Source organism: Actinokineospora diospyrosa, assembly GCF_024171925.1.
In the GTDB taxonomy this organism is placed as follows: Bacteria; Actinomycetota; Actinomycetes; order Mycobacteriales; family Pseudonocardiaceae; genus Actinokineospora; species Actinokineospora diospyrosa.
The window spans coordinates 387,036-407,856 of sequence record NZ_JAMTCO010000009.1 but is presented as its reverse complement, the minus strand read 5'-3'; the positions used below and the strand labels follow the sequence as shown (position 1 = coordinate 407,856).

The 20,821-nt window shown below is 70.6% G+C and carries 11 protein-coding genes; 7 read left to right on the top strand and 4 right to left on the bottom strand.

Going from position 1 to position 20,821, the window contains the following annotated elements:
• Positions 1 to 13: 13 nt before the first annotated feature.
• Positions 14 to 1,600 (bottom strand): PucR family transcriptional regulator, encoded by a 1,587-nt coding sequence (locus LV75_RS35570; protein WP_253888462.1) that lies wholly within the window; start codon positions 1,598 to 1,600, stop codon positions 14 to 16.
• Between the two features lie 127 nt (positions 1,601 to 1,727).
• On the opposite strand from LV75_RS35570, the gene LV75_RS19960 reads away from it, so the two are divergent.
• Together LV75_RS19960 and LV75_RS19955 are read left to right on the top strand one after the other, a co-directional pair.
• Positions 1,728 to 3,218 carry a CoA-acylating methylmalonate-semialdehyde dehydrogenase gene (locus LV75_RS19960; RefSeq protein ID WP_253888461.1) on the top strand — a complete coding sequence of 497 codons (1,491 nt, stop codon included), beginning with the start codon at positions 1,728 to 1,730 and terminating at the stop codon, positions 3,216 to 3,218.
• Between the two features lie 13 nt (positions 3,219 to 3,231).
• A complete protein-coding gene (locus LV75_RS19955; protein WP_253888460.1) occupies positions 3,232 to 4,605 on the top strand; it encodes an aspartate aminotransferase family protein in 1,374 nt (457 codons plus the stop codon).
• A gap of 107 nt (positions 4,606 to 4,712) precedes the next feature.
• Here LV75_RS19955 and LV75_RS19950 read toward each other — a convergent pair whose 3' ends face one another.
• Together LV75_RS19950 and LV75_RS19945 are read right to left on the bottom strand one after the other, a co-directional pair.
• Positions 4,713 to 7,076 (bottom strand): SpoIIE family protein phosphatase, encoded by a 2,364-nt coding sequence (locus LV75_RS19950; RefSeq protein ID WP_253888459.1) that lies wholly within the window; start codon positions 7,074 to 7,076, stop codon positions 4,713 to 4,715.
• Positions 7,066 to 12,939, bottom strand: a complete 5,874-nt coding sequence (locus LV75_RS19945; protein ID WP_372504200.1) for a HAMP domain-containing protein — start codon at positions 12,937 to 12,939, stop codon at positions 7,066 to 7,068. Before LV75_RS19945 ends, LV75_RS19950 begins: the two co-directional genes overlap by 11 nt.
• A 322-nt stretch (positions 12,940 to 13,261) precedes the next feature.
• Between LV75_RS19945 and LV75_RS19935 the strand changes: the two genes are divergently transcribed.
• A complete protein-coding gene (locus LV75_RS19935; protein ID WP_253888458.1) occupies positions 13,262 to 14,377 on the top strand; it encodes a PLL family lectin in 1,116 nt (371 codons plus the stop codon).
• A gap of 148 nt (positions 14,378 to 14,525) precedes the next feature.
• Entirely contained in the window at positions 14,526 to 15,317 is a 792-nt protein-coding gene (locus LV75_RS19930; protein ID WP_308211010.1) for an AfsR/SARP family transcriptional regulator, read from the top strand.
• A 1,214-nt stretch (positions 15,318 to 16,531) separates the two neighbouring features.
• Here LV75_RS19930 and LV75_RS19925 read toward each other — a convergent pair.
• Positions 16,532 to 17,377 (bottom strand): polysaccharide deacetylase family protein, encoded by an 846-nt coding sequence (locus LV75_RS19925; protein ID WP_253888457.1) that lies wholly within the window; start codon positions 17,375 to 17,377, stop codon positions 16,532 to 16,534.
• A gap of 214 nt (positions 17,378 to 17,591) precedes the next feature.
• On the opposite strand from LV75_RS19925, the gene LV75_RS35565 reads away from it, so the two are divergent.
• From LV75_RS35565 to LV75_RS19905, 3 genes are all read left to right on the top strand, one after another.
• Complete coding sequence (locus LV75_RS35565; protein WP_308211009.1) at positions 17,592 to 19,259, top strand: IclR family transcriptional regulator domain-containing protein; 1,668 nt, start codon at positions 17,592 to 17,594, stop codon at positions 19,257 to 19,259.
• A 163-nt stretch (positions 19,260 to 19,422) separates the two neighbouring features.
• Complete coding sequence (locus tag LV75_RS19910; protein ID WP_253888456.1) at positions 19,423 to 20,187, top strand: CoA transferase subunit A; 765 nt, start codon at positions 19,423 to 19,425, stop codon at positions 20,185 to 20,187.
• Entirely contained in the window at positions 20,187 to 20,819 is a 633-nt protein-coding gene (locus LV75_RS19905; protein ID WP_253888455.1) for a CoA transferase subunit B, read from the top strand. Before LV75_RS19910 ends, LV75_RS19905 begins: the two co-directional genes overlap by 1 nt.
• Positions 20,820 to 20,821: the final 2 nt, after the last annotated feature.

The following is a 20,821-nucleotide window of genomic DNA, read 5'->3' as shown; positions in this document are numbered from 1 at the left end:
GTCCAGCGTCTCGTCAGGGCCCGGCTTGGTCGTAGGCCAGGACGGCGAGGTGGAGCGACAGGCGGGTCTCGGCGTCGGTGATGTCGCGGCCGAGGACGTCGGAGAGGCGGTTGAGGCGGGCGTAGACGGCTGGGCGGCTCAGGTGCAGGGTGCGGGCGAGGACAGCGACGTTGCCGTTGGTGGCGAGGTAGGCGCGCAGCAGGTCCAGCAGGTCCTGTTCGTGCCGGTGGCTGAGCAGCGGGTCCAGTTGGAGTTCGGTGAACTGGTGCAGCCGGGGGTCGGCGCGCAGTGACCACAGCAGGCCCCGGGCGCCGAGGTCGCGGCTGCGGTACACCTCTCGCTCCGCCACCCTCCCGGGGGCGGCGGCCACGGCGTTGGCGACGTGCGTGGCCTCTTCCAGTGCCGCGGACAGGCCGGTGAGTCGGGTGGTCGGGGTGGCAGCGGCGGCGATCGTCGCGCCCGGCAGGCCCGGGTGGGTCGCCACCGCGGCCAGGAAGGAGCGGACGGCGGCGGGTTCGTCGGTCTCCGCGGCGCAGGAGAACACGACGGCGACCCGGCCGGGGGCGGTGACGCCGGTCAGCGCGGCTCTGCCCTGCTCGCGCGCGGTGGCCGCCGCGGCGTCGAGGACAGCCTGGTCGGCATCGGCGGAGGGGTCGCCGGGCACGCCGAGGACCAGCACCGCGTAGGCCCGTCCGGCGCGCAGGCCGAGGGCGCGCAGGCGGGCGTTCACGGCCTGTTCGTCGGTGACCTGGCCGGTGAGCAGGTCCCGCAGCAGGCCGCCGTGCGCGTCCAGCGCCACGTCGCGGCCCCCGCCCTGGAGCATGCGGGTGATCGCGAGGGTCGCCGCGGCGCGTTCGAGCACGGCGGTGACGTGGTCCGGGTCGGCCACCGCCATCGGCACGACCAGCCTGCCCCAGCGGCCCCGGCGCGGGCCGACGGGCGTGCACAGCCACCGCTCGGGGCCCGCCACGGCGGTCTCCCCGCCCGCGGCCGCGAGCCGGGACCGCGACTCCCAGTCGCGCAGCAACTCCCCCGCCCGGGTGGTGCCGCTGAACGCGATCGCGTGGTGGGCCAGGTCCTCCAGCACGACCGGGTGGCCGCCGAGGGCGCTGGCCTGGTCGAGGACCTCCTCGACGCGGGCGCCCTCGACGGTCAGCGTGGTGAACACCGCGTCGACCTGCTGGGTGAACCGCAACCGCTCGTGCTGGACGTTGACGATGCGGGCGTGCACGGCCTCGGTGATCTCCACGAAGCGCACCGCGCGGCGCAGCTCGACCAGCGGGAAACCGAGCCTGCGGGCGGTGCGCACCAGGGGTTCGGGCAGGGCGGGCAGGTGCCTGCCCAGCTCGATGATGAGCCCGCGGACCCCGGCCTCGGCCAGGGTCGTGACGTAGGCGGCGAGGTCGGTGCCGGGCGCGGTGGCGACGATGCCGGTGGACAGCAGCAACTCGCCGCCCGCCAGGGTGCCCGCGACGTCGGTGATCTCGCTGACGTGCACCCAGCGGACGGGTTCGTCCAGGTTCTCCTCGCCCGCGCGCACACGGGGGCGGCCCACCTGGACGCAGGGCGTGGCGAGCACGTCCGCCACCGTGGGGTACACGGCCGGACCCTAACACGGTCGCTTACACATCGTCGGGTGTCAGGCGTGATCAGCGCCATTGTGTCACTAGCCCGGGGCGCTCCACCTGCCCGAGGCTGGGGCGGGACCACTTGGCGGAGGGACGCGGATGAGCGCGGAGATCGCGGGGCACTGGATCAACGGGGCGCACTCGCCCGGCGGGCGCACGGGCGAGGTCTTCGACCCGGCGACCGGCGCGGTGGCCCGGCAGGTGGCGCTCGCGGGGCCCGCCGAGGTCGAGCGGGCGGTGGCCGCGGCCGCCGCGGCGTTCCCCGGCTGGCGCGACACGGCGCTGTCGCGGCGCACGCGGGTGCTGTTCGCCTTCCGCGAGCTGCTGGACGCCGCGAAGGACGACCTCGCCGAGATCATCACCGCCGAGCACGGCAAGGTGCTGTCCGACGCCCAGGGCGAGGTGGCGCGCGGGCTGGAGGTCGTGGAGTTCGCGTGCGGGATCGGGCACCTGCTCAAGGGCGGGTACACCGAGAACGCCTCGACCGGGGTCAACGTGCACTCGCTGCGGCAGCCGCTGGGGCCGGTGGCGGTGATCAGCCCGTTCAACTTCCCGGTGATGGTGCCGCTGTGGTTCGTGCCGATCGCGATCGCCGCGGGCAACACGGTGGTGCTTAAGCCGAGTGAGAAGGACCCCTCGGCCGCGTTGCTGCTAGCGGAGCTCTGGAAGCGGGCAGGTCTACCGGACGGTGTGTTCACCGTGCTGCAGGGCGATAAGGAGGCCGTGGACGGGCTCTTGGACCACCCGGCGATCAAGGCTGTGTCGTTCGTCGGGTCGACTCCGGTGGCCCGGTATGTCCATGAGCGCGCGAGCGCGGCGGGCAAGCGGGTCCAGGCGCTCGGTGGGGCTAAGAACCACATGGTGGTGCTACCTGACGCCGACTTGGGTCTGACGGCGGACGCGGCCGTGAACGCCGGGTTCGGTTCGGCGGGTGAGCGGTGCATGGCGATCAGCGTGGTGGTCGCGGTGGGCGAGATCGCCGACCCGTTGGTGGCCGCGATCGCCGAGCGGGCGAGTGGGCTGCGCACCGGCGACGGACGGCGGGGCTGCGACATGGGCCCACTGGTGACCGCCGAGCACCGCGACCGGGTGGCGGGCTACGTCGACGCCGGTGAGCGGGCCGGGGCGCGGGTCGTGGTGGACGGCAGGAAGGTCGAGCCGGACGCCGACGGCAGCGGGTTCTTCCTGGGTCCGACGCTGCTCGACCACGTGACACCGGAGATGTCGGTGTACACCGACGAGATCTTCGGCCCGGTGCTGTCGGTGGTCCGGGTCGACAGCTACACCGAGGCGCTGGCCCTGGTCAACGCCAACCGGTACGGCAACGGCACGGCGATCTTCACCACCGACGGCGGCGCGGCGCGGCGGTTCGAGAACGAGGTCGAGGTCGGCATGATCGGGGTGAACGTGCCGATCCCGGTCCCGGTCGCCTACTACTCGTTCGGCGGCTGGAAGGACTCGCTCTTCGGCGACACCCACGCCCACGGCACCGACGGCGTGCACTTCTTCACCCGGGGCAAGGTCGTGACGTCGCGCTGGCCCGACTCGAGCCACGCTGGCCTCAACCTCGGTTTTCCCCGCAACGACTGAACAAGGACGGGACATGACGCTCACCGAGCACGCCGCGGCGGTTGGTCCGACCCAGACCGGGTGGGGGAACTTGTGGCCGCACTTCACCCGGCTCTCCGCGCCGCGCACCCCGGTCATCACCCGGGGCGAGGGCGCCTACATCTGGGACGACCAGGGCAGGCGCGTCCTGGACGGCCTCTCCGGCCTTTTCGTCGTCCAAGCGGGCCACGGCCGCACCGAACTGGCCTCCGTGATGGCCGCCCAGGCCGCCGAGTTGGCGTACTTCCCGGTGTGGGGGTACGCCACTCCCCCGGTGATCGCCCTCGCCGAACGCCTGGCCGCCGAGGCTCCCGGTGACCTCAACCGCGTCTTCTTCACCACCGGCGGCGGCGAAGCGGTAGAGAGCGCGTGGAAGCTGGCCAAGCAGTACTTCAAACTCACCGGCCGCCCCCTCAAGCACAAAGTGATCAGCCGCGCCGTCGCCTACCACGGGACCCCGCAGGGAGCTCTTGCGATCACCGGCCTGCCCGCGATGAAGCAACAGTTCGAACCCTTGACGCCGGGCGGTTTCCGGGTTCCCAACACCAATTTCTACCGAGCCAGCGAACACGCTGACGACCTTGTCGCGTTTGGACAGTGGGCAGCGAACCGGATCGAGGAGGCGATCCTCTTCGAGGGCCCGGAAACCGTCGCCGCGGTGGTGCTAGAACCGGTGCAGAACTCGGGCGGCTGCTTGACACCACCGCCCGGGTACTTCGCACGAGTCCGCGAAATCTGCGACAAGTACGACGTCCTGCTGGTGTCGGACGAGGTGATCTGCGCGTTCGGCAGGCACGGCACCACGTTCGCCTGCTCGAAGTTCGGCTACCAGCCCGACATCGTGACCTGCGCCAAGGGCATGAGCTCCGGCTACGCCCCCATCGGCGCCATGATCACCACCGACCGCGTCGTGGAACCCTTCCTCCAGGACAAAACCGTATTCCCCCACGGCTACACCTTCGGCGGCCACCCAGTAGCAGCGGCGGTCGCGTTGGCCAACCTCGACATCTTCGAGTCCGAGGGCCTGAACTCACGGGTTCTCGCGAACGAAGCCGCCTTCGGCGCCACCATGCGCAAACTCCTCGACCTCCCCATCGTCGGCGACATCCGCGGCGACGGGTACTTCTGGGCGGTGGAGCTGGTTAAGGACGCGGCGACTCGTGAGACCTTGGACGCGGACGAGCGTGAGCGGCTGATCCGAGGGTTCCTGCCACGAGCGCTGTTCGACAACGGGCTGTACTGCAGGCCGGACGATCGAGGGGACGCGGTGGTACAGGTCGCGCCGCCGTTGATCAGCGGGCAGGAGGAGTTCGACGAGATCGAACGCATCCTGCGCGAGACCCTGACAGAGGCCGCGAAGCTGCTGTGAGGCTCGGCCGCATGGGGGTTGGGATCGCGGACCCAGCCCCCATGCGGTGCGCGTCCACCTTGCCTTCAGCGGCTACCCACAGTGACCGACCCAGCTCGACGCCCGGTTCAGCTGCGGCGGAGTTGGAAGCCGACTATGCAGGTGTCGTCGTCGGTGTCGGAGTTGCTGTGGAGGAGGAGGTGGTCTAGATGTTGGTCCAAAGTGGAGTTTTCGCGGGCTGCGGTGGAGAGCAGGCGGGAGAGGGATTGTTCTACGGTGCGGTCTTTGCGTTCGATCAGGCCGTCGGTGTAGAGGAGGAGGGTGTCGGCTTCCGCTATATGGAGGTGGGACTCCTCGTAGACCGGGTTGGCCAGGCCGCCTAGGAGGGGGCCTTGGATCAGGGGCAGGGTTGTGGCGTGGGTGTCCTTGATCAGGACCGGGGGTAGGTGGCCCGCTCGGGCCCAGCGCAGGGTTCGGTCGGCGGGGTTGAAGAGGGCGCAGACGGCGGTGGCGGTGACGTGGTCGGTGAGGTGGCGGGTGACCAGGTTGAGCCAGGTCAGCAGCTGCGCGGGGCCCGCACCGGTGGCCGACAGGCCGCGCAGGGCGTTGCGCAGGACGACCATGCTGGTGGCCGCCTCGATGCCGTGGCCAGCGATGTCGCCCACGCACAGCAGGATCTGCGAGGACGGCAGCACGACCGCGTCGTACCAGTCGCCGCCGACGAGGTGGTCCTTCTCGGCGGGGCGGTAGCGGACGGCGACGTCGAGGTGTTGGGTTTGCAGGGTGTTCTGCGCGGGCGGCATGATCGCGTGCTGCAGTTGCAGCGCGAGCCGGTTGCGCTCCACGGACTGCTGCTCGCTGTGCGCCAGCTGCTCGCGCGTGGCGGCCAGCGCGACCTCGGTCCAGTGCTGCGCCGAGATGTCCTGGTACGCACCGCGCACCGCGGCGGCGGGACCGGGGACGGGTTCGGCGATCACCCGGATGTGCCGGGCCACGCCGTCCGGGCGCAGCAGCCGGAACGCGGTGGACGCCGGGCGCTGGTGGTGCAGCAGGGTCCGCAGGAACCGGCCGATCACCACCGCGTCGTCGGGGTGGGCGTAGCGGGCCAACCGCTCCAGCGGCACCGGTCGCGCACCCGCGGGCAGCCCGTAGAGCTCGAAAAGCTCGCTGTTCCAAGCGATCTCGCCGGTGGCCAAGTCCTCCTCGAACCCGCCGATCCGCCCCAGCCGCTGGGCGTGCCGCAGCAGGTTCGCCAGCCGGGTCGCCTCGTCCTCTATATGCCACACCAGGAACACGGCGTCACCGACCCGGCTGATCCCGATGCCCAGCGCCGCGGCCGCCGGGACTTGACCGACCACGGCGGTGAAATCGACCCGGTCGGCGCGCACCGGCTCACCGGTGGCGTAAACCCGTTCCACCAGGGCGAAAAGCCCGCTCTCCGCCGCTGCGAGCGGGTACACCTCCAGCAACGGCGCGCCGACGACCTCCTCGCGCGGTCTGCCGCCCAGGTCGTTGAACCGCGGGTTGGCGTGCACGATCCTGAAGTCCGCCAACCGACCGAGCGCGTCGCGGTCGGGCCGCAACACCAAGGCCGGGTCGCGCAAGCCGTCGGCGAGATCGGCCAGTTCGGCGACCTCGCCCCGGTCGACCTCGGCGACCACCGTGCCCGGCGCGTCCAAGGTGTGCGCGCACAACCGCGCCAACGCGTCCAACTGCCGCCACACCCGCGGGGCGAGCTGGCTCACCGGACCGGGCCAGCACACCTCCAAGACCCCGACGACCCGCCCGCCAGCGACCGCCGGAACCGCCGCCCGCGCACCGTCGGGCGCGCCCCGCTGCCCGATCGACGCGATCCCAGCCGCGGACAACGACGAAACCCACTCAACGTCGCGAGTGGACAATGCCCGTCGCGCGGGCACGTCCACCCCCGGCGGCACGTACCGCCACCGACCACCCTCGTCCGCGGCAAAACCCGCGCACCCGGCCAAGGTCAACGACAAGTCACCACCGGCCTGCCACACCGCGACACCAACCGCACCCAACGCGGCGAGCGCGTTCTCCATCAACGACACAGCGACGGCTTGCGTATCATCCGCCGCCAGAACGCCGCTTTCCGCTGTGCGCAACCGAACCGCGACAGATCCGTCCACAGTGTCTAGATCACCCGCGGCGACGACACCATCCAGGTGCCCGCGCGCCGCATCGCTCAACCCGTCACCGGCCGCCTCGTCGACGATCTCCGCCGCCAGCTCCACCTGCGGTCGCCCGGCCTGACCCGCCAGCGCCGCGAGCTGCGCAGCGGCCTCCGCGGGCCCACAACGCAGTCGCTCCACCAGGATCCCCGTGGCCAGCTCCACCACCGCACGCCCATCTGCGGTGGCCTGCGTGTGCCGGACCTGGGCGCGCAACCGGTCCACGGTCGCGGCGAGCCTACCGACCGCGTCGGCGCCGCGCGTGTCCTGGGTGGGCAACTCGGTGGTGTCACGGGACATGCGGCCCCCGGTCGCCCAACCAGCGGTGCACGCGGGCCATGAGGTCGTCGGCGTCCAGCGGCTTGGTCACGTAGTCGTTGGCGCCCGAGGCGAGGCTCTTCTCCCGGTCCCCCGGCATGGCCTTGGCGGTGACCGCGATGATCGGCAGCCCGGCGTGCTCGGCCATCGCCCGGATCGACGCGGTGGCGGTGTACCCGTCCATCTCGGGCATCATCACGTCCATCAGCACCAAGACGATGTCCGGGTGCTCACCGAGGACTTCGACACCGCGCCGCCCGTTCTCCGCTTGCAGCACCCGCATCCCGTGCAGCTCCAGGATGCTGGTCAACGCGAAGATGTTGCGCGCGTCGTCGTCGACCACCAGGACCTTGCGGCCCGCCAACCGGTCGTCGACGGCGGCCACGGCGCCGTTGCCCGCCGGGCGCACCAGCGGCAGCACGTCACCGGGGTCGTCCGCGCTCAGGTGCAACGCGATCCGCTCCCGCAGTTCGTCCAAACTCGACAGCAGCTCCACCCGGGGCAGGTTGCCGTTGCCGCGCAGCGCCGCCTCCTGCTCCGGCGCCAACCGCCTGCTGTTGTAGGCCAGCACCGGCACGCCCCGCAGCGCCGCGTCGCCGTGCATGTCCCGCAACAACCGGGCCGCGGCGTCGTCGGGCATGTCCAACTCCAGCGCCAGGCAGTGGAACGACCCGCCAGCCAGCGCCGCGGCGGCCTCGCGCACCCCGACGGCGGTGACCAGCTCGATCGGCCGGTGCTCCCCCAGCTCCCCGGTCACGTCGATCACCGCGTTCTCCGCGACCAGCGACAGCAGGCCCCTGGTCCGCTGCTCCACGACCAGCAGCCGCCGCAGGGCCGTGCCCGGCCGCGCGTCCTCGGCGGGCCGCGCGTCCACCTCCGGCCCGCCCACCGGCAGGTACAGGGTGAACGTCGACCCGCGGCCGGTGTCGCTGCTCGCGGTGATCACGCCGCCGAGCAGGTGCGCGATCTCCCGGCTGATCGAGAGCCCCAGCCCGGTGCCGCCGTACTTGCGGCTGGTCGTGCCGTCGGCCTGCTGGAACGCCCCGAAGATGGACTCCAGCTGGTCCTCGGCGATCCCGATCCCGGTGTCGCGCACCCGGAACGCCACGATCGGCCCGAAGCGCGCCGCGGCGGGCGGCAGCTCGGTCGGGTCCGCGGGCTCGACGACCAGCTCGACCTCGCCGGACTCGGTGAACTTCACCGCGTTGGACAGCAGGTTGCGCAGCACCTGGCGCAGCCGCGAGTCGTCGGTGACCAGGTGCGAGGGCACCTCCGGCGCCGTGGTCACCCGGAACCCGAGGCTCTTCTGCGTGGTCAGCGGCCGGAAGGTGGCCTCGGCGTAGTCCAGCAGTTGCCGCACCGCGACCCGCTCCGGGGAGACGTCCATCTTCCCGGCCTCCACTTTGGACAGGTCGAGGATGTCGTTGATCAGCTGCAGCAGGTCCGACCCGGCGGAGTGGATGATCCCGGCGTACTCGACCTGCTTGGCGGTCAGGTTGCGGGTCGGGTTCTGCGCCAGCAGCTGCGCCAGGATCAGCAGGCTGTTGAGCGGGGTCCGCAGCTCGTGGCTCATGTTCGCCAGGAACTCCGACTTGTAGGTCGAGGCCAGCGCCAGCTGCTGGGCGCGCGCCTCCAACTCCTGGCGGGCCTGCTCGATCTCCAGGTTCTTGGTCTCGATGTCGCGGTTGCGCACCGCCAGCAGGACCGCCTTCTCCTCCAGTTCCGCGTTGGACGACTGCAGCTCGTCCTGGCGGACCTGCAGCTCCTGCGAACGGGCGCGCAGCTCCTCGGTGAGCCGCTGCGACTGCAGCAGCAGCGCGTCGGTGCGGGCGTTGGCCACGATGGTGTTGACGTTGGCGCCGATGGTCTCCATCAGCTGCTCCAGGAACGCCCGGTGCACCTGGGTGAAGTGGTGCACCGAGGCCAGCTCGATCACCCCCAGCACCTGGTCCTCCACCAGGATCGGCAGCACCAGCAGCGCGGTCGGGTCGGTGGTGCCCAGCCCGGAGGTGATCCGCGCGTACCCCGGCGGCAGGTCGTCCACGGCGATCACCCGCCTGCTGCGCGCCGCCTGCCCGACCAGGGACTGCCCTGGCACGAACCGGCGCTCACCGGGCGGGTCGGGGTGGCCGTAGGAGCCGATGAGCCGCAGCCCGGGCCCGCTGGTCTCCTCGGCGAGCTCCTCGGCCAGGTAGAAGCCGCCGAACTGGGCGCCGACCTGCGGTACCAGCTCGTCCATGACCAGCGCGGCGACCACGGTGAGGTCGCGGTGGCCCTGCATCAGCCCGGAGATGCGGGCCAGGTTCGACTTGAGCCAGTCCTGCTCCTGGTTGGCCTGGGTCGACTGGCGCAGCGACTCCACCATCGAGTTGATGTTGTCCTTGAGCTCGGCGACCTCCCCGGAGGCGTCGACGCTGATCGACCGGGTCAGGTCCCCCTCGGCGACCGCGCTGGTCACCTCGGCGATCGCGCGGACCTGCCTGGTCAGGTTCCCGGCGAGCTCGTTGACGTTCTCGGTGAGCCGCTTCCAGGTGCCGGACACGCCCTCCACCTCGGCCTGACCGCCGAGGCGCCCCTCGGTGCCGACCTCGCGGGCCACCCGGGTGACCTCCGAGGCGAAGGACGAGAGCCGGTCGACCATGGTGTTGATCGTCGTCTTCAGCTCCAGGATCTCGCCCGCGGCGTCGACGTCGATCTTGCGGGTCAGGTCGCCCTGGGCGACGGCGGTGGTCACCTGGGCGATGTTGCGGACCTGGCTGGTGAGGTTGTTGGCCATCGAGTTGACGTTGTCGGTGAGGTCCTTCCAGGTGCCCGCCACGTTCGGCACCCGCGCCTGACCGCCAAGGCGGCCGTCCGTGCCGACCTCGCGCGCGACCCGGGTGACCTCGTCGGCGAACGCGGACAGGGTGTCGACCATGACGTTGATAACCCCCGCCAACGCCGCGACCTCCCCCTTCGCCTCAACGATGATCTTCTGCGACAGGTCACCCCTGGCGACCGCGGTGGCGACCTGCGCGATCGACCGGACCTGCCCGGTCAGGTTCGACGCCATGACGTTGACGTTGTCGGTCAGCCCCTTCCAGGTGCCCGACACGCCCCGCACGGTCGCCTGCCCACCCAGGTTGCCCTCGGTGCCGACCTCCCGCGCGACTCTGGTGACCTCGTCGGCGAACGCGGAGAGCTGGTCGACCATCGTGTTGATGGTCTCCTTCAGCTCCAGGATCTCCCCACGCGCGTCCACCCGGATCTTCTGCGATAGGTCACCCTTCGCGACCGCGGTGGTCACCTGCGCGATCGACCGAACCTGCGCGGTCAAGTTGTCGGCCATGACATTGACCGACTCGGTGAGCGCCTTCCAGGTGCCCGCCACGTTCGGTACCCGCGCCTGTCCTCCGAGCCTGCCGTCGGTGCCGACCTCGCGCGCGACTCTCGTGACTTCGTCGGCGAATGCGGAGAGCTGGTCGACCATCGTATTGATGGTGTTCTTTAGTTCGAGGATCTCACCGCGAGCGTCAACGGTGATGTTCTGCGATAGGTCACCTTTTGCGACGGCGGTGGCGACCTGAGCGATGGACCGGACTTGGGCGGTGAGGTTGCCCGCCATGAAGTTGACAGAGTCGGTGAGGTCGCGCCAGGTGCCGGACACACCTTTGACGTCCGCTTGGCCGCCTAGGATTCCTTCGGTGCCTACTTCGCGGGCGACTCTGGTGACTTCGTCTCCGAAGGCGGAGAGCTGGTCGACCATGGTGTTGATGGTGTTCTTTAGTTCGAGGATCTCGCCGCGGGCGTCTACGGTGATCTTTTGGGAGAGGTCGCCTTGGGCTACCGCTGTGGTGACCTGAGCGATCGATCGGACCTGGGCGGTGAGGTTGCCCGCCATGAAGTTCACGGAGTCTGTTAGGTCGCGCCAGGTGCCGCCTACGCCGGGGACTTGGGCTTGACCACCTAGGCGGCCCTCGCTGCCTACCTCGCGGGCCACTCTCGTGACTTCGTCGGCGAAGGCGGACAGTTGGCCGACCATGGTGTTGACGGTGTCTTTGAGTTCTAGGATCTCGCCGCGGGCGTCTACGTCGATCTTCTGCGAGAGGTCGCCTTGAGCCACGGCGGTAGTGACCTGAGCGATCGATCGGACCTGGGCGGTCAGGTTGCCCGCCATGAAGTTCACAGAGTCGGTCAGGTCACGCCACGTGCCACCTACGCCGGGAACCTCTGCCTGGCCACCTAGGCGACCCTCGCTACCTACCTCGCGGGCCACTCTCGTGACCTCATCGGCAAAGTCGGACAGCTGGCCAACCATGGTGTTGACCGTGTCTTTCAGCTCCAGAATCTCGCCACGAGCATCAACGTCGATCTTCTGCGACAGATCGCCCCTGGCAACCGCGGTGGTGACCTGCGCAATGGAACGGACCTGGGCGGTCAAGTTGCCGGCCATGAAGTTCACCGAATCAGTGAGATCACGCCAAGTACCACCGACGCCAGGAACCTCGGCTTGACCACCTAGGCGGCCCTCGCTGCCTACCTCACGAGCAACACGAGTCACCTCGTCAGCGAACGCCGAGAGTTGCCCGACCATCGTGTTGACGGTCTCCTTCAACTCCAAGATCTCACCGCGCGCATCAACATCAATCTTCTGCGACAGGTCACCTTGGGCGACCGCGGTGGTGACCTGGGCGATGGAACGAACCTGGGCAGTCAGGTTGCCCGCCATGAAGTTCACCGAATCAGTGAGGTCACGCCAAGTGCCACCCACGCCAGGGACTTCTGCCTGGCCACCCAGACGGCCCTCGCTACCCACCTCGCGGGCAACACGAGTCACCTCGTCAGCGAAGGCCGACAGCTGGCCGACCATGGTGTTGACGGTGTCCTTGAGTTCCAGGATTTCGCCGCGGGCGTCTACGTCGATCTTTTGGGACAGGTCGCCGCGGGCTACGGCGGTGGTTACTTGGGCGATGGAGCGGACCTGGGCAGTCAGGTTGCCTGCCATGAAGTTCACGGAGTCAGTCAGATCGCGCCAAGTTCCGCCTACGCCGGGGACTTGGGCTTGGCCGCCTAGGCGGCCTTCGCTGCCTACTTCGCGGGCAACGCGGGTCACCTCGTCAGCGAAGGCCGACAGCTGGCCGACCATCGTGTTGACGGTGTCTTTGAGCTCCAGGATCTCGCCGCGGGCGTCGACTGTGATCTTCTGGGAGAGGTCGCCGCGGGCTACGGCTGTTGCTACTTGGGCGATGTCGCGGACTTGGGCGGTGAGGTTGCCTGCCATGAAGTTCACCGAATCAGTCAGATCACGCCAGGTGCCGCCAACACCGGGGACCTCGGCCTGACCGCCCAGGCGGCCCTCGCTGCCCACCTCGCGGGCAACGCGGGTCACCTCGTCAGCAAACGCCGACAGTTGGTCCACCATCGTGTTGACCGTGTTCTTGAGCTCGAGGATCTCCCCGCGAGCGTCAACGTCGATCTTCTGCGATAGGTCGCCCTTTGCCACCGCCGTCGCTACCTGGGCGATGTCGCGGACCTGGGTGGTGAGGTTGCCCGCCATCGCGTTCACCGAGTCGGTGAGGTCCCGCCAGGTGCCGGACACGCCCTTCACGTCCGCCTGACCGCCCAGGCGGCCCTCGGTGCCCACCTCGCGGGCCACTCGGGTGACCTCGGAGGTGAACAGCGACAACTGGTCCACCATGCCGTTGAACACGGTCGCGATCTCGCCAAGCAGCCCGTCCGCACCGTCGGGCAGGCGGGTGCCGAAGTCGCCGTCACGCACCGCTGTCAGGCCTGCCAGGAGTCGGCGCAGTTCCTGTTCGCCGGTGCCCTGCTCGACCGGGGCACCGTCCACTCGCGGGTCGCTCATCGCCATCCCTCGGTCCGGGTGCCCGCGCGGTGGCGGAGGGTCATGGGTAACCGTACTCAGCGCGGCCAGTTCGTCGACCACGTGGCCGCGGCGGGCAGGTCGGGGCGGGTACGGGGGACCGGGGGCACCCGAACAGCCGCCGGGGCGCGCACAACCGGTCACCGGGGGGCCACCGAACAGGTTGTCCCGCAACGGCATCAGCGCCGCGCAAGCACGCCGCAAGCACCGGGCAAACGGACGGCGCCAGCATCGGCACGCGAACGCTCCCCGGCCAGCGGCGGGCAGGTCATGCCCCCTCGGGGAACGGGCAGGAGGAACCACGATGCGCACGTTGCTGCGTCGGGCGTTGATCACGACGGTAGCGGCCGCCACGGTCGCGGTGGGGGTGGTCGGAACCGCCGGGGCGGGGCAGAACAAGCCCAACGACGTCAACTACGGGCCGGTCGCCACGCTGAGCCCCGCGGTCGGCCGGGACATCGACGGCAGGCTCGTCGCCTTCGCCAGGGGCGCCGACCGGTCGCTGTGGTACGACACCCAGGCCGTGCCCGGGGTGGGCTGGAACGGGTGGCGCAACATCGGAACCGGCCAGCTCGGCGGCAAACCGGTCGTCGAGCGCGACGCCGACGGTCACCTGGTCGTGTTCGTCCGCGGCACCGACAACGCGCTGTGGTGGCGCACCCAGACCGACGCGGGCACGTTCGGCCCGTGGGTGCGCATCGGCGGTGGCATAACCGACGACCCGGCGGCGGGTCGCAACGCCGACGGGTCGCTGTCGGTGCTGGTGCGCGGGACGGCGGGTTCACTGTGGACCTGGAAGCAGGACGGGCCGGGCACCCCGACGGGCGCGTGGACCGACCTCGGGGGCGGCATCATCGGCTCCCCCGCCATCGTCGCCCAGTCCGACGGCCGGTTGGTCGCCTTCGTCCGCGGCGGCGGCGACGCGGTGTACGTCAAGACCCAGGCTGAGGCGTCCGGTGCGTGGGAACCGGACTACACCTACCTCGGCGGGGCGATCAACACACCGCCCGTCGCCCAGCGCGGCGTGGACGGCCTGGTGCACCTGTTCGTCCGCGGTCTCGACAACGCTCTGTACACGTTGCCGCAGCTCGAACCCAGCGGCACCTACGGCAGCTACACCTACCTGGGCGGCAGTTGGACCGCCGACCAGTTCGCGACCAGCAGGCAGGCCGACGGCCGCATCAGCGTGTTCGGCCGCGGCTCGAACACCGCGTTCTGGACCGTGGTCGAGACCGAGGCGGGATCCGGGTCGTTCGGCACCCCGAGCTCCCTCGGCGGCCGCTTCTCCGGCGGCCCCGCCGTCGGCGTCAACGTCGACGGCCGCCTGCAGGTCTTCGGGGTCGGCACCGACCGCCAGATCTGGTCCGCCGCCCAGCGCGAACCGGACGGCGCGTACGCAGGGTTCACCATCACCGACTGACCCGGTGCCCCGGTCGGCTGACCGCCTGCTCCATCCAGGGCGGTCAGCCGACCGCTCGGCACGGTTCGCGGCGCCGGGCAGTCACCCCACGGTGATTGTGGACAGTGGCATAGTCGGTGGTGGCCAATCACCGACTCCGGGAGGCCAGGTGCCCGACGACAGCGGCGGGTTCGACGTCCTAGGCCCACTGCGCGCCCACCGCCTCGGCCTGGACCGCCCGATCCCGGTGGGCGTCCAACGGGTCGTCCTGATGGCCCTGCTGATCGCCCGCCGCACGGTGTCCGGTCGCCACCTGCTCGGCCTGGCCTGGCCAGACTCGGTGCCGCCGTCGGGGATGAAGGCGGTGCACGTGGCGATCTCGCGGCTGCGGGGGTGGCTGCGCTCGGAGTTCCCGGGCGCGCGGATCGGCCGCGACAACGACTCGTACCGGTTGGACCTGGGACCGTGGACGCTGGACGCGGGCCGGTTCGAAAGCTTGGCGGCACTGGGATTGGACCCCGGCGCGTCGTTGGGGACCCGGATGCGCAACCTCGCCGCGGCACTGGCCTTGTGGCGGGGACCGGTGCTCGACACTCACCCGGTCGCCGCAGATTTCCCCACCACAGCGGGATGGGAGATGACCCGAACGGCGGCAGCCTGCTGCTTGGCCGACGCGGCAATCGACTCGGGTCGACATCTGGTCGCCGTGCCCGCACTGGCGGCACTGGCGTTGGAGCGCCCCACGGACGAGGCGGTGTACGCGAGCTGGGGCCGGTTGCTGACAACGTGCGGGCGGCGGGCGGAGGCGGTGGCCGTGCTGAACACGATCCGGGCGCGGTTGGTGGATGAGTACGGGTTGGAACCGGGGCCTGTGTTGCGAGCGGCGTTGCATCAGGTGCTGGGGCCTGGTGGGGAGTATGTGATGCCGTGCGGGCCGCGGTGTGAGGCTGGGGCTGGGTGATCCTTGGGCGTGTGGTCTATCCACAACGCTTGTGTTTGTCCACAACGGTTGTGGTTGTCCACAACGGTTGTGGTTGTCCACAGGGTGCTGCTTGGTGCTGCCGTTGTGTCGGTGCGTCTCGGTAGGCTGTGTATTTGGGGGCTTTCGATCAGGTTGATCTTGACGTAGGCCGGGGTTGGGAGTGCGGGGCAAGGGATTCGGGCCTCCGCCTTCGGCTCCGGGGGTCGGCCTCGTCGCCTGGCGGCGAGCTCGGCGACCGGGATCGGACGCCTCGTCGCCTAGCGGCGACATCGGGCCCGATCCGCGACAATGCGACGAGCTCGATGGGGCGAACTTGTTTTGCGTGGGGCCCCCACAACACCCGTGGCAGAACCGCAAAGCAGGGGCCCAAAGCAGGCCCTGCCGCGCGGAAACGCTACGGGTGTTGTCCCCCTACGCAAAACAAGTCCGCCCCATCGAGCCGGCTTGGCACCAGCGACTCCGAGGAGCGCGGGCTGGGAAGGTGGGTCGGGGCGGACCTGACGGGCGCTGGGTTGGCACCGCAGGGTCCGAGTGTCCAGGCGCTGGGTAAGTGGGCTGGGGCGGACCTGGCGGGGCGCAGGTTGGCACCGCTAGGTCCGAGTGTCCAGGGGCTAGGTGGGTGGGTTGGGGGGACCTGACGGGGGCGGGTTGGCACCGCCGGATCCGAGTGGCTCGCTGCTGGCATTGTGGGTTGGGGCGGACCTGACGGAGGCTGGCTTGGCGCTGGCGACTTCGAGGAGCGCGGGGCTGGGTCGGGGCGGACCTGACGGCAGTCGAGTTGACACCTCGGGGTCTGAGTGTCCAGGGGCGGGGCTTGCGGGCGGTTGTCCACAACGTGTTCTGGTGTCCACAGGCCATGATCGCTGCCCTGGTTCTGTCGGACCCTCTCGTTAGGCTGTATATCGGGGGCTCTTGCGGCAGATGATCTTGCGGGGCGGGCAGGACCCAGCGGCTTCCGGGGGTCAGGGGTCGGCTAGCGGTCGGAGTAGAGCGGTTGGGTTGATACCGAGGCACCGGGGGCCAGCAGCTCGGGTGAGCCGGGTTGGGATGGCACCGCGCCTTCGGGGGCCAGCGGTCAAACGCCGCTGTCAGGGCGAGAGGTTGGGGGCCGGGTTGGTGCGGCGGCAATGGGGGCCAACTAGAGAGGAGCCCGACCACCAAGAAGGGGGTCGGGCTCCGGGTAGTGCCAAGGATCAGCAGGGGCCGAGGTTGGTCCAGGTCCACGGCGCCGAGGAGGGGCGTTCTAGGCGGGTCCACCAGTTGGCCTGGTAGAGCTTCCCGTCCTGCGTCACGCGGGTCCCGGCGACGTAAGTCCCGTTGCGCTGCCAGGTTGGAGCAGTGCACGCGGGTGGGTAGGGACCTCCAGTGGTGGCGGGGAGGTCGAACGTGTAGCCGGCGGTTTTCCAGCGGGGGATGAGTTCCCGGTAGGCCGCCACGGTTGGGGAGCGGTCACCGCCGCCGTCGTGGGAGAGGAGGATGGCGGTGGGGTAGATCTGGGCGGTGAGGCGTTGGACGAGGACCGGGGCCGGGGAGCCGTCCCAGTCCTGGGGGTCGACGGTCCAGGCCAGGGAGGTGTGGGAGAGGGAGGCGGCGATGTCGGTGATGGGGCTGCCGAAGATGCCGAAGGGGGCGCGGAAGTACGGGATGGGCAGGCTCGGGTTGCCCGCGGCCTGGCGGATGGCGGCGTTGGTGGCCACCAGGTTGGCCCGGACCTGCTCGGGGGTGAGCGTGGCCAGGTTCTCGTGGCCGTAGGTGTGGTTGCACACCGGGTGGCCGTCGGCGACGATGCGCTTGACGAGGTCGGGGTACTTGACGACCTCGGAGCCGACCAGGCAGAAGACGGCGCGGGTCTTGGTCTCGCGCAACAGGTCCAGGACCTGCGGGGTCCACTCCGGCGACGGGCCGTCGTCGAAGGTCAGCGCGAGGACCTGGCCCGCGGTGCGGGTGGTGTAGACGACCTCGGCCGTGGGGGTGGCGGTGGCGGGGAGGGCCATGGCGACCAGCAGGGCCGCCGTGGTGAGGGTGAGTCGCTTGAGCATGGTGCTCCTTCCTGGAGGCGCACCCTATGCGCGGCGGACCGGCGTGGACCACCATTAGATGATCTTGCATGTGGGCCGTCGAAGGGGGTCCACTGCGGACGGCGGGCAGCGCGCCGCCGCCGGGCAGGAGCACACTGGGCCGGAGCGCACCCGGGACGTGCCGGGGGTCGTTCCAGGTCGTTTATGGTCTAGCGCTGACCACTACGGAGAGCCGATGCCACCGACCCCCGACGACCCCGAGACCGCCACCCCGGTGGACACCGTCGCGCCCCTGGTCAGGGGCCTGCTGGTGACCCGGTTGCTGACCGACGCGGGCGGCACCCTCAGCCCGAGCGAGCTGCAGCGGGCCAGCGGCCTCGCCCGCTCGACGGTGGACCGCGTGGTGGCGACGTTGGCCCGGATGGGCTACCTGCGGGTGGACCGCCGCGAGGTCAGCCTGGCCCCGCGGCTTCTAGAGCTCGGCAACGCCTACCTGGCCGCGTTGGGCCTACCTGACCGTCTTGGCGTCATGGTGCTCCGGTTGGCCGAAGAGCTCGACGAGTCCGTGTCCCTCGCGGTCGGCGACGGGGATGGGGTCCGGTTCATCCAGCACGCCACCCGGCGCCGGGCCGTGTCGTTGACCTTCGGCATCGGCGACCTGCTCCCCGCCGAGCGCACCGCCGCGGGCGCCGTTGTCGCCACCGGCTGGACCGAGTCGGACTGGGACCGCTGGCGGTCCCGCCGCGCCGCGGACCCGGACGACCAGGGCTTCCCCGCCGTCAGCCCGCGACAGGGCCCCATCCCCGACTTCCCCGTGCAGGTCGAGATGGCGGCCGAGCGCGGCTGGGCGCTGGACGACCAGTTCATCGAGCGCGGTCTGGTCGCTCTAGCCGTCCCGGTGCGGCGACCGGACGGGACAGTCGCGTGCGTTGCGAGCGTGTCCAGTCACACCAGTCGCCACAGTGCCGAGTCGTTGCGGGAGAGGCTCTTGTCCTGCCTGCGCACCTCGGTCGCCGCAATGGAGAACGAGCTAGCGAGCAACCTGCCTATCGCGGACCCGGGAGATCTCGCGGTAGGTCTAGCGGAGTGGACAGGTGAGTCCAAGCAGGAGCTAGGTCGCGAATTCATCGAATCACTCGCCAGGGGCCTAACAGTGCTGACAGTGTTCGGCGCAGACCGACCGAAGTTGGGCCTAAGCGCCGTCGCCAACGCCACCGGTCTGGCCAGAGCTACCGCGCGGCGAGCACTGATAACGCTCGTTCACCTCGGTTACGTAAGAGCCGAAGAAGGTCTCTTCCGCCCGACCCCGCGAGTCCTGGGTCTGGGGTTCCCCGTCCTGGCCGCGACCACCTTGGCCAGGATCGCCACCCCGCACCTGGAGGCGCTGGCCGCGCAGGTGCGGGACTCGTCCTCGCTGGCGGTGGCCGCCGACGACGACCGGGACATCCAGTACGTGGCCCGGGCCGCGACCCGGCGGATCATGGACATCGAGATCACCCTCGGCACCCGCTTCCCGGCGTACGCGACCGGCATGGGTCGGGTGCTGCTGGCCAGCCTCCCGCCCGCCGAGCTGCGCAGGCGGCTGGACCGCGTGCAGCCGCGCGAGCTCACCCCGCACACCATCACCAGCCGCGTGGGGCTCGTCGACGCGCTCGACCGGGTCCGCCGCGACGGCTACGCGGTGGTGGACGAGGAGCTCGAGATCGGGGTGCGCTCGATCGCGGTCCCGGTGCGCGACCGGGCGGGCGCGGTGGTCGCGGCGGTGAACGTCGCCATGCACAGCGAGCGCCGCACGATGGCGGATTGCGTCGCCGAGGTGCTCCCCCAGCTGCGCGCCGCGGCGGCCGCGATCGAGGCGGACCTGCACGTGACGCAGCGCTTCGCCTCGGTGCCGAAGGTGTGATCACCGGCGGCTGAACGGGCCCGGTCGCCTCGACCGACCAGCCCACGCGCGCGGACACGAGCTTCCGGTCCGGTTGACAGAGCCGCCGCGCTGGCCGGACACTCGTCACGCGAGAACTGGTGAAGAAAAGTTCACCAGGCGAACACGACCGGGCGGGCGGCGCATGGACAAGGTCATCGGCAGCGCCAAGGAGGCGGTGTCCGACGTCGGCGACGGCGCGAGCCTGGCGGTCGGCGGGTTCGGGCTCAGCGGTGTGCCCACCACCTTGATCGACGCGCTGCACGAGGCCGGGGTTGCCCGGCTGCACGTGGTTTCCAACAACTGCGGCGCGATGGACACCGGGCTGGCCGTGCTGCTGGCCGCGGGCCGCCTGGCCAGGGTCACCGGGTCCTACATCGGCGCGAACGCCGAGTTCGCCCGCCAGTACCTCGCCGGGGAGTTGGAGGTCGAGCTGATCCCGCAGGGCACACTGGCCGAGCGGCTGCGCTGCGGCGGGCACGGCATCCCCGCGTTCTTCACCCCGGCCGGTGTGGGCACCCAGGTCGCCGAGGGCGGCATGCCGTGGCGCTACGGCCCCGGCGGCACGGTCGCGCTGGCCTCGCCCGCCAAGGAGACCCGCCGCTTCGACGACGTCGAGTACGTCCTGGAGCGCGCCATCCGCACCGACTTCGCGCTGGTGCGGGCCGCGGTCGGCGACCGGCACGGGAACCTGGTCTTCACCAAGTCCGCCCGCAACTTCAACCCGCTGGCCGCGATGGCGGGCCGGGTGACCGTCGCCGAGGTCGAGCGGCTGGTCGAGCCGGGCGAGATCGACCCCGACCACGTGCACCTGCCCGGGGTGTTCGTGCAGCGGGTGGTCGAGCTGACCCCGGCGCAGGCAGCGGACAAGAAGATCGAGTTCCGCACCGTGCGCGGGCGGGCCGACTGATGGCCTGGACCCGCGACGAGATGGCCGCCAGGGCCGCCGCCGAGCTGCGCGACGGCGAGTACGTGAACCTGGGCATCGGGCTGCCCACGCTGATCCCCGAACACCTGCCGCCCGGGGTGCGGGTCACCCTGGAGTCGGAGAACGGGATCCTGGGCACCGGGCCGTTCCCCACCGAGGACGCGGTCGACCCGGACCTGATCAACGCGGGCAAGCAGACCGTCACGGTGCTGCCCGGCGCCGCCTACTTCGACTCGGCGCTGTCGTTCGGGATGATCCGCGGCGGGCACATCGACACCGCCGTGCTCGGCGCGATGCAGGTGTCGGCCGACGGCGACCTGGCCAACTGGGCGGTGCCCGGCAAGCTCGTCACCGGCATCGGCGGGGCCATGGACCTAGTGCACGGGGCGCGCCGGGTGATCGTGATCATGACGCACACCACCAAGGACGGCGCGGCCAAGATCGTGCGGCGGTGCTCGCTGCCGCTGACCGGGCGCGGCTGCGTGCACCGGGTGGTGACCGACCTGGGGGTCCTCGACGTCGGCACGGGCACCGTCGAGCTCGTCGAGCTCGCGCCGGGGGTCACCGAGGACGAGGTCGCCGCCAAGACCGACGCCGAGCTGCGCACGCGCTGAGG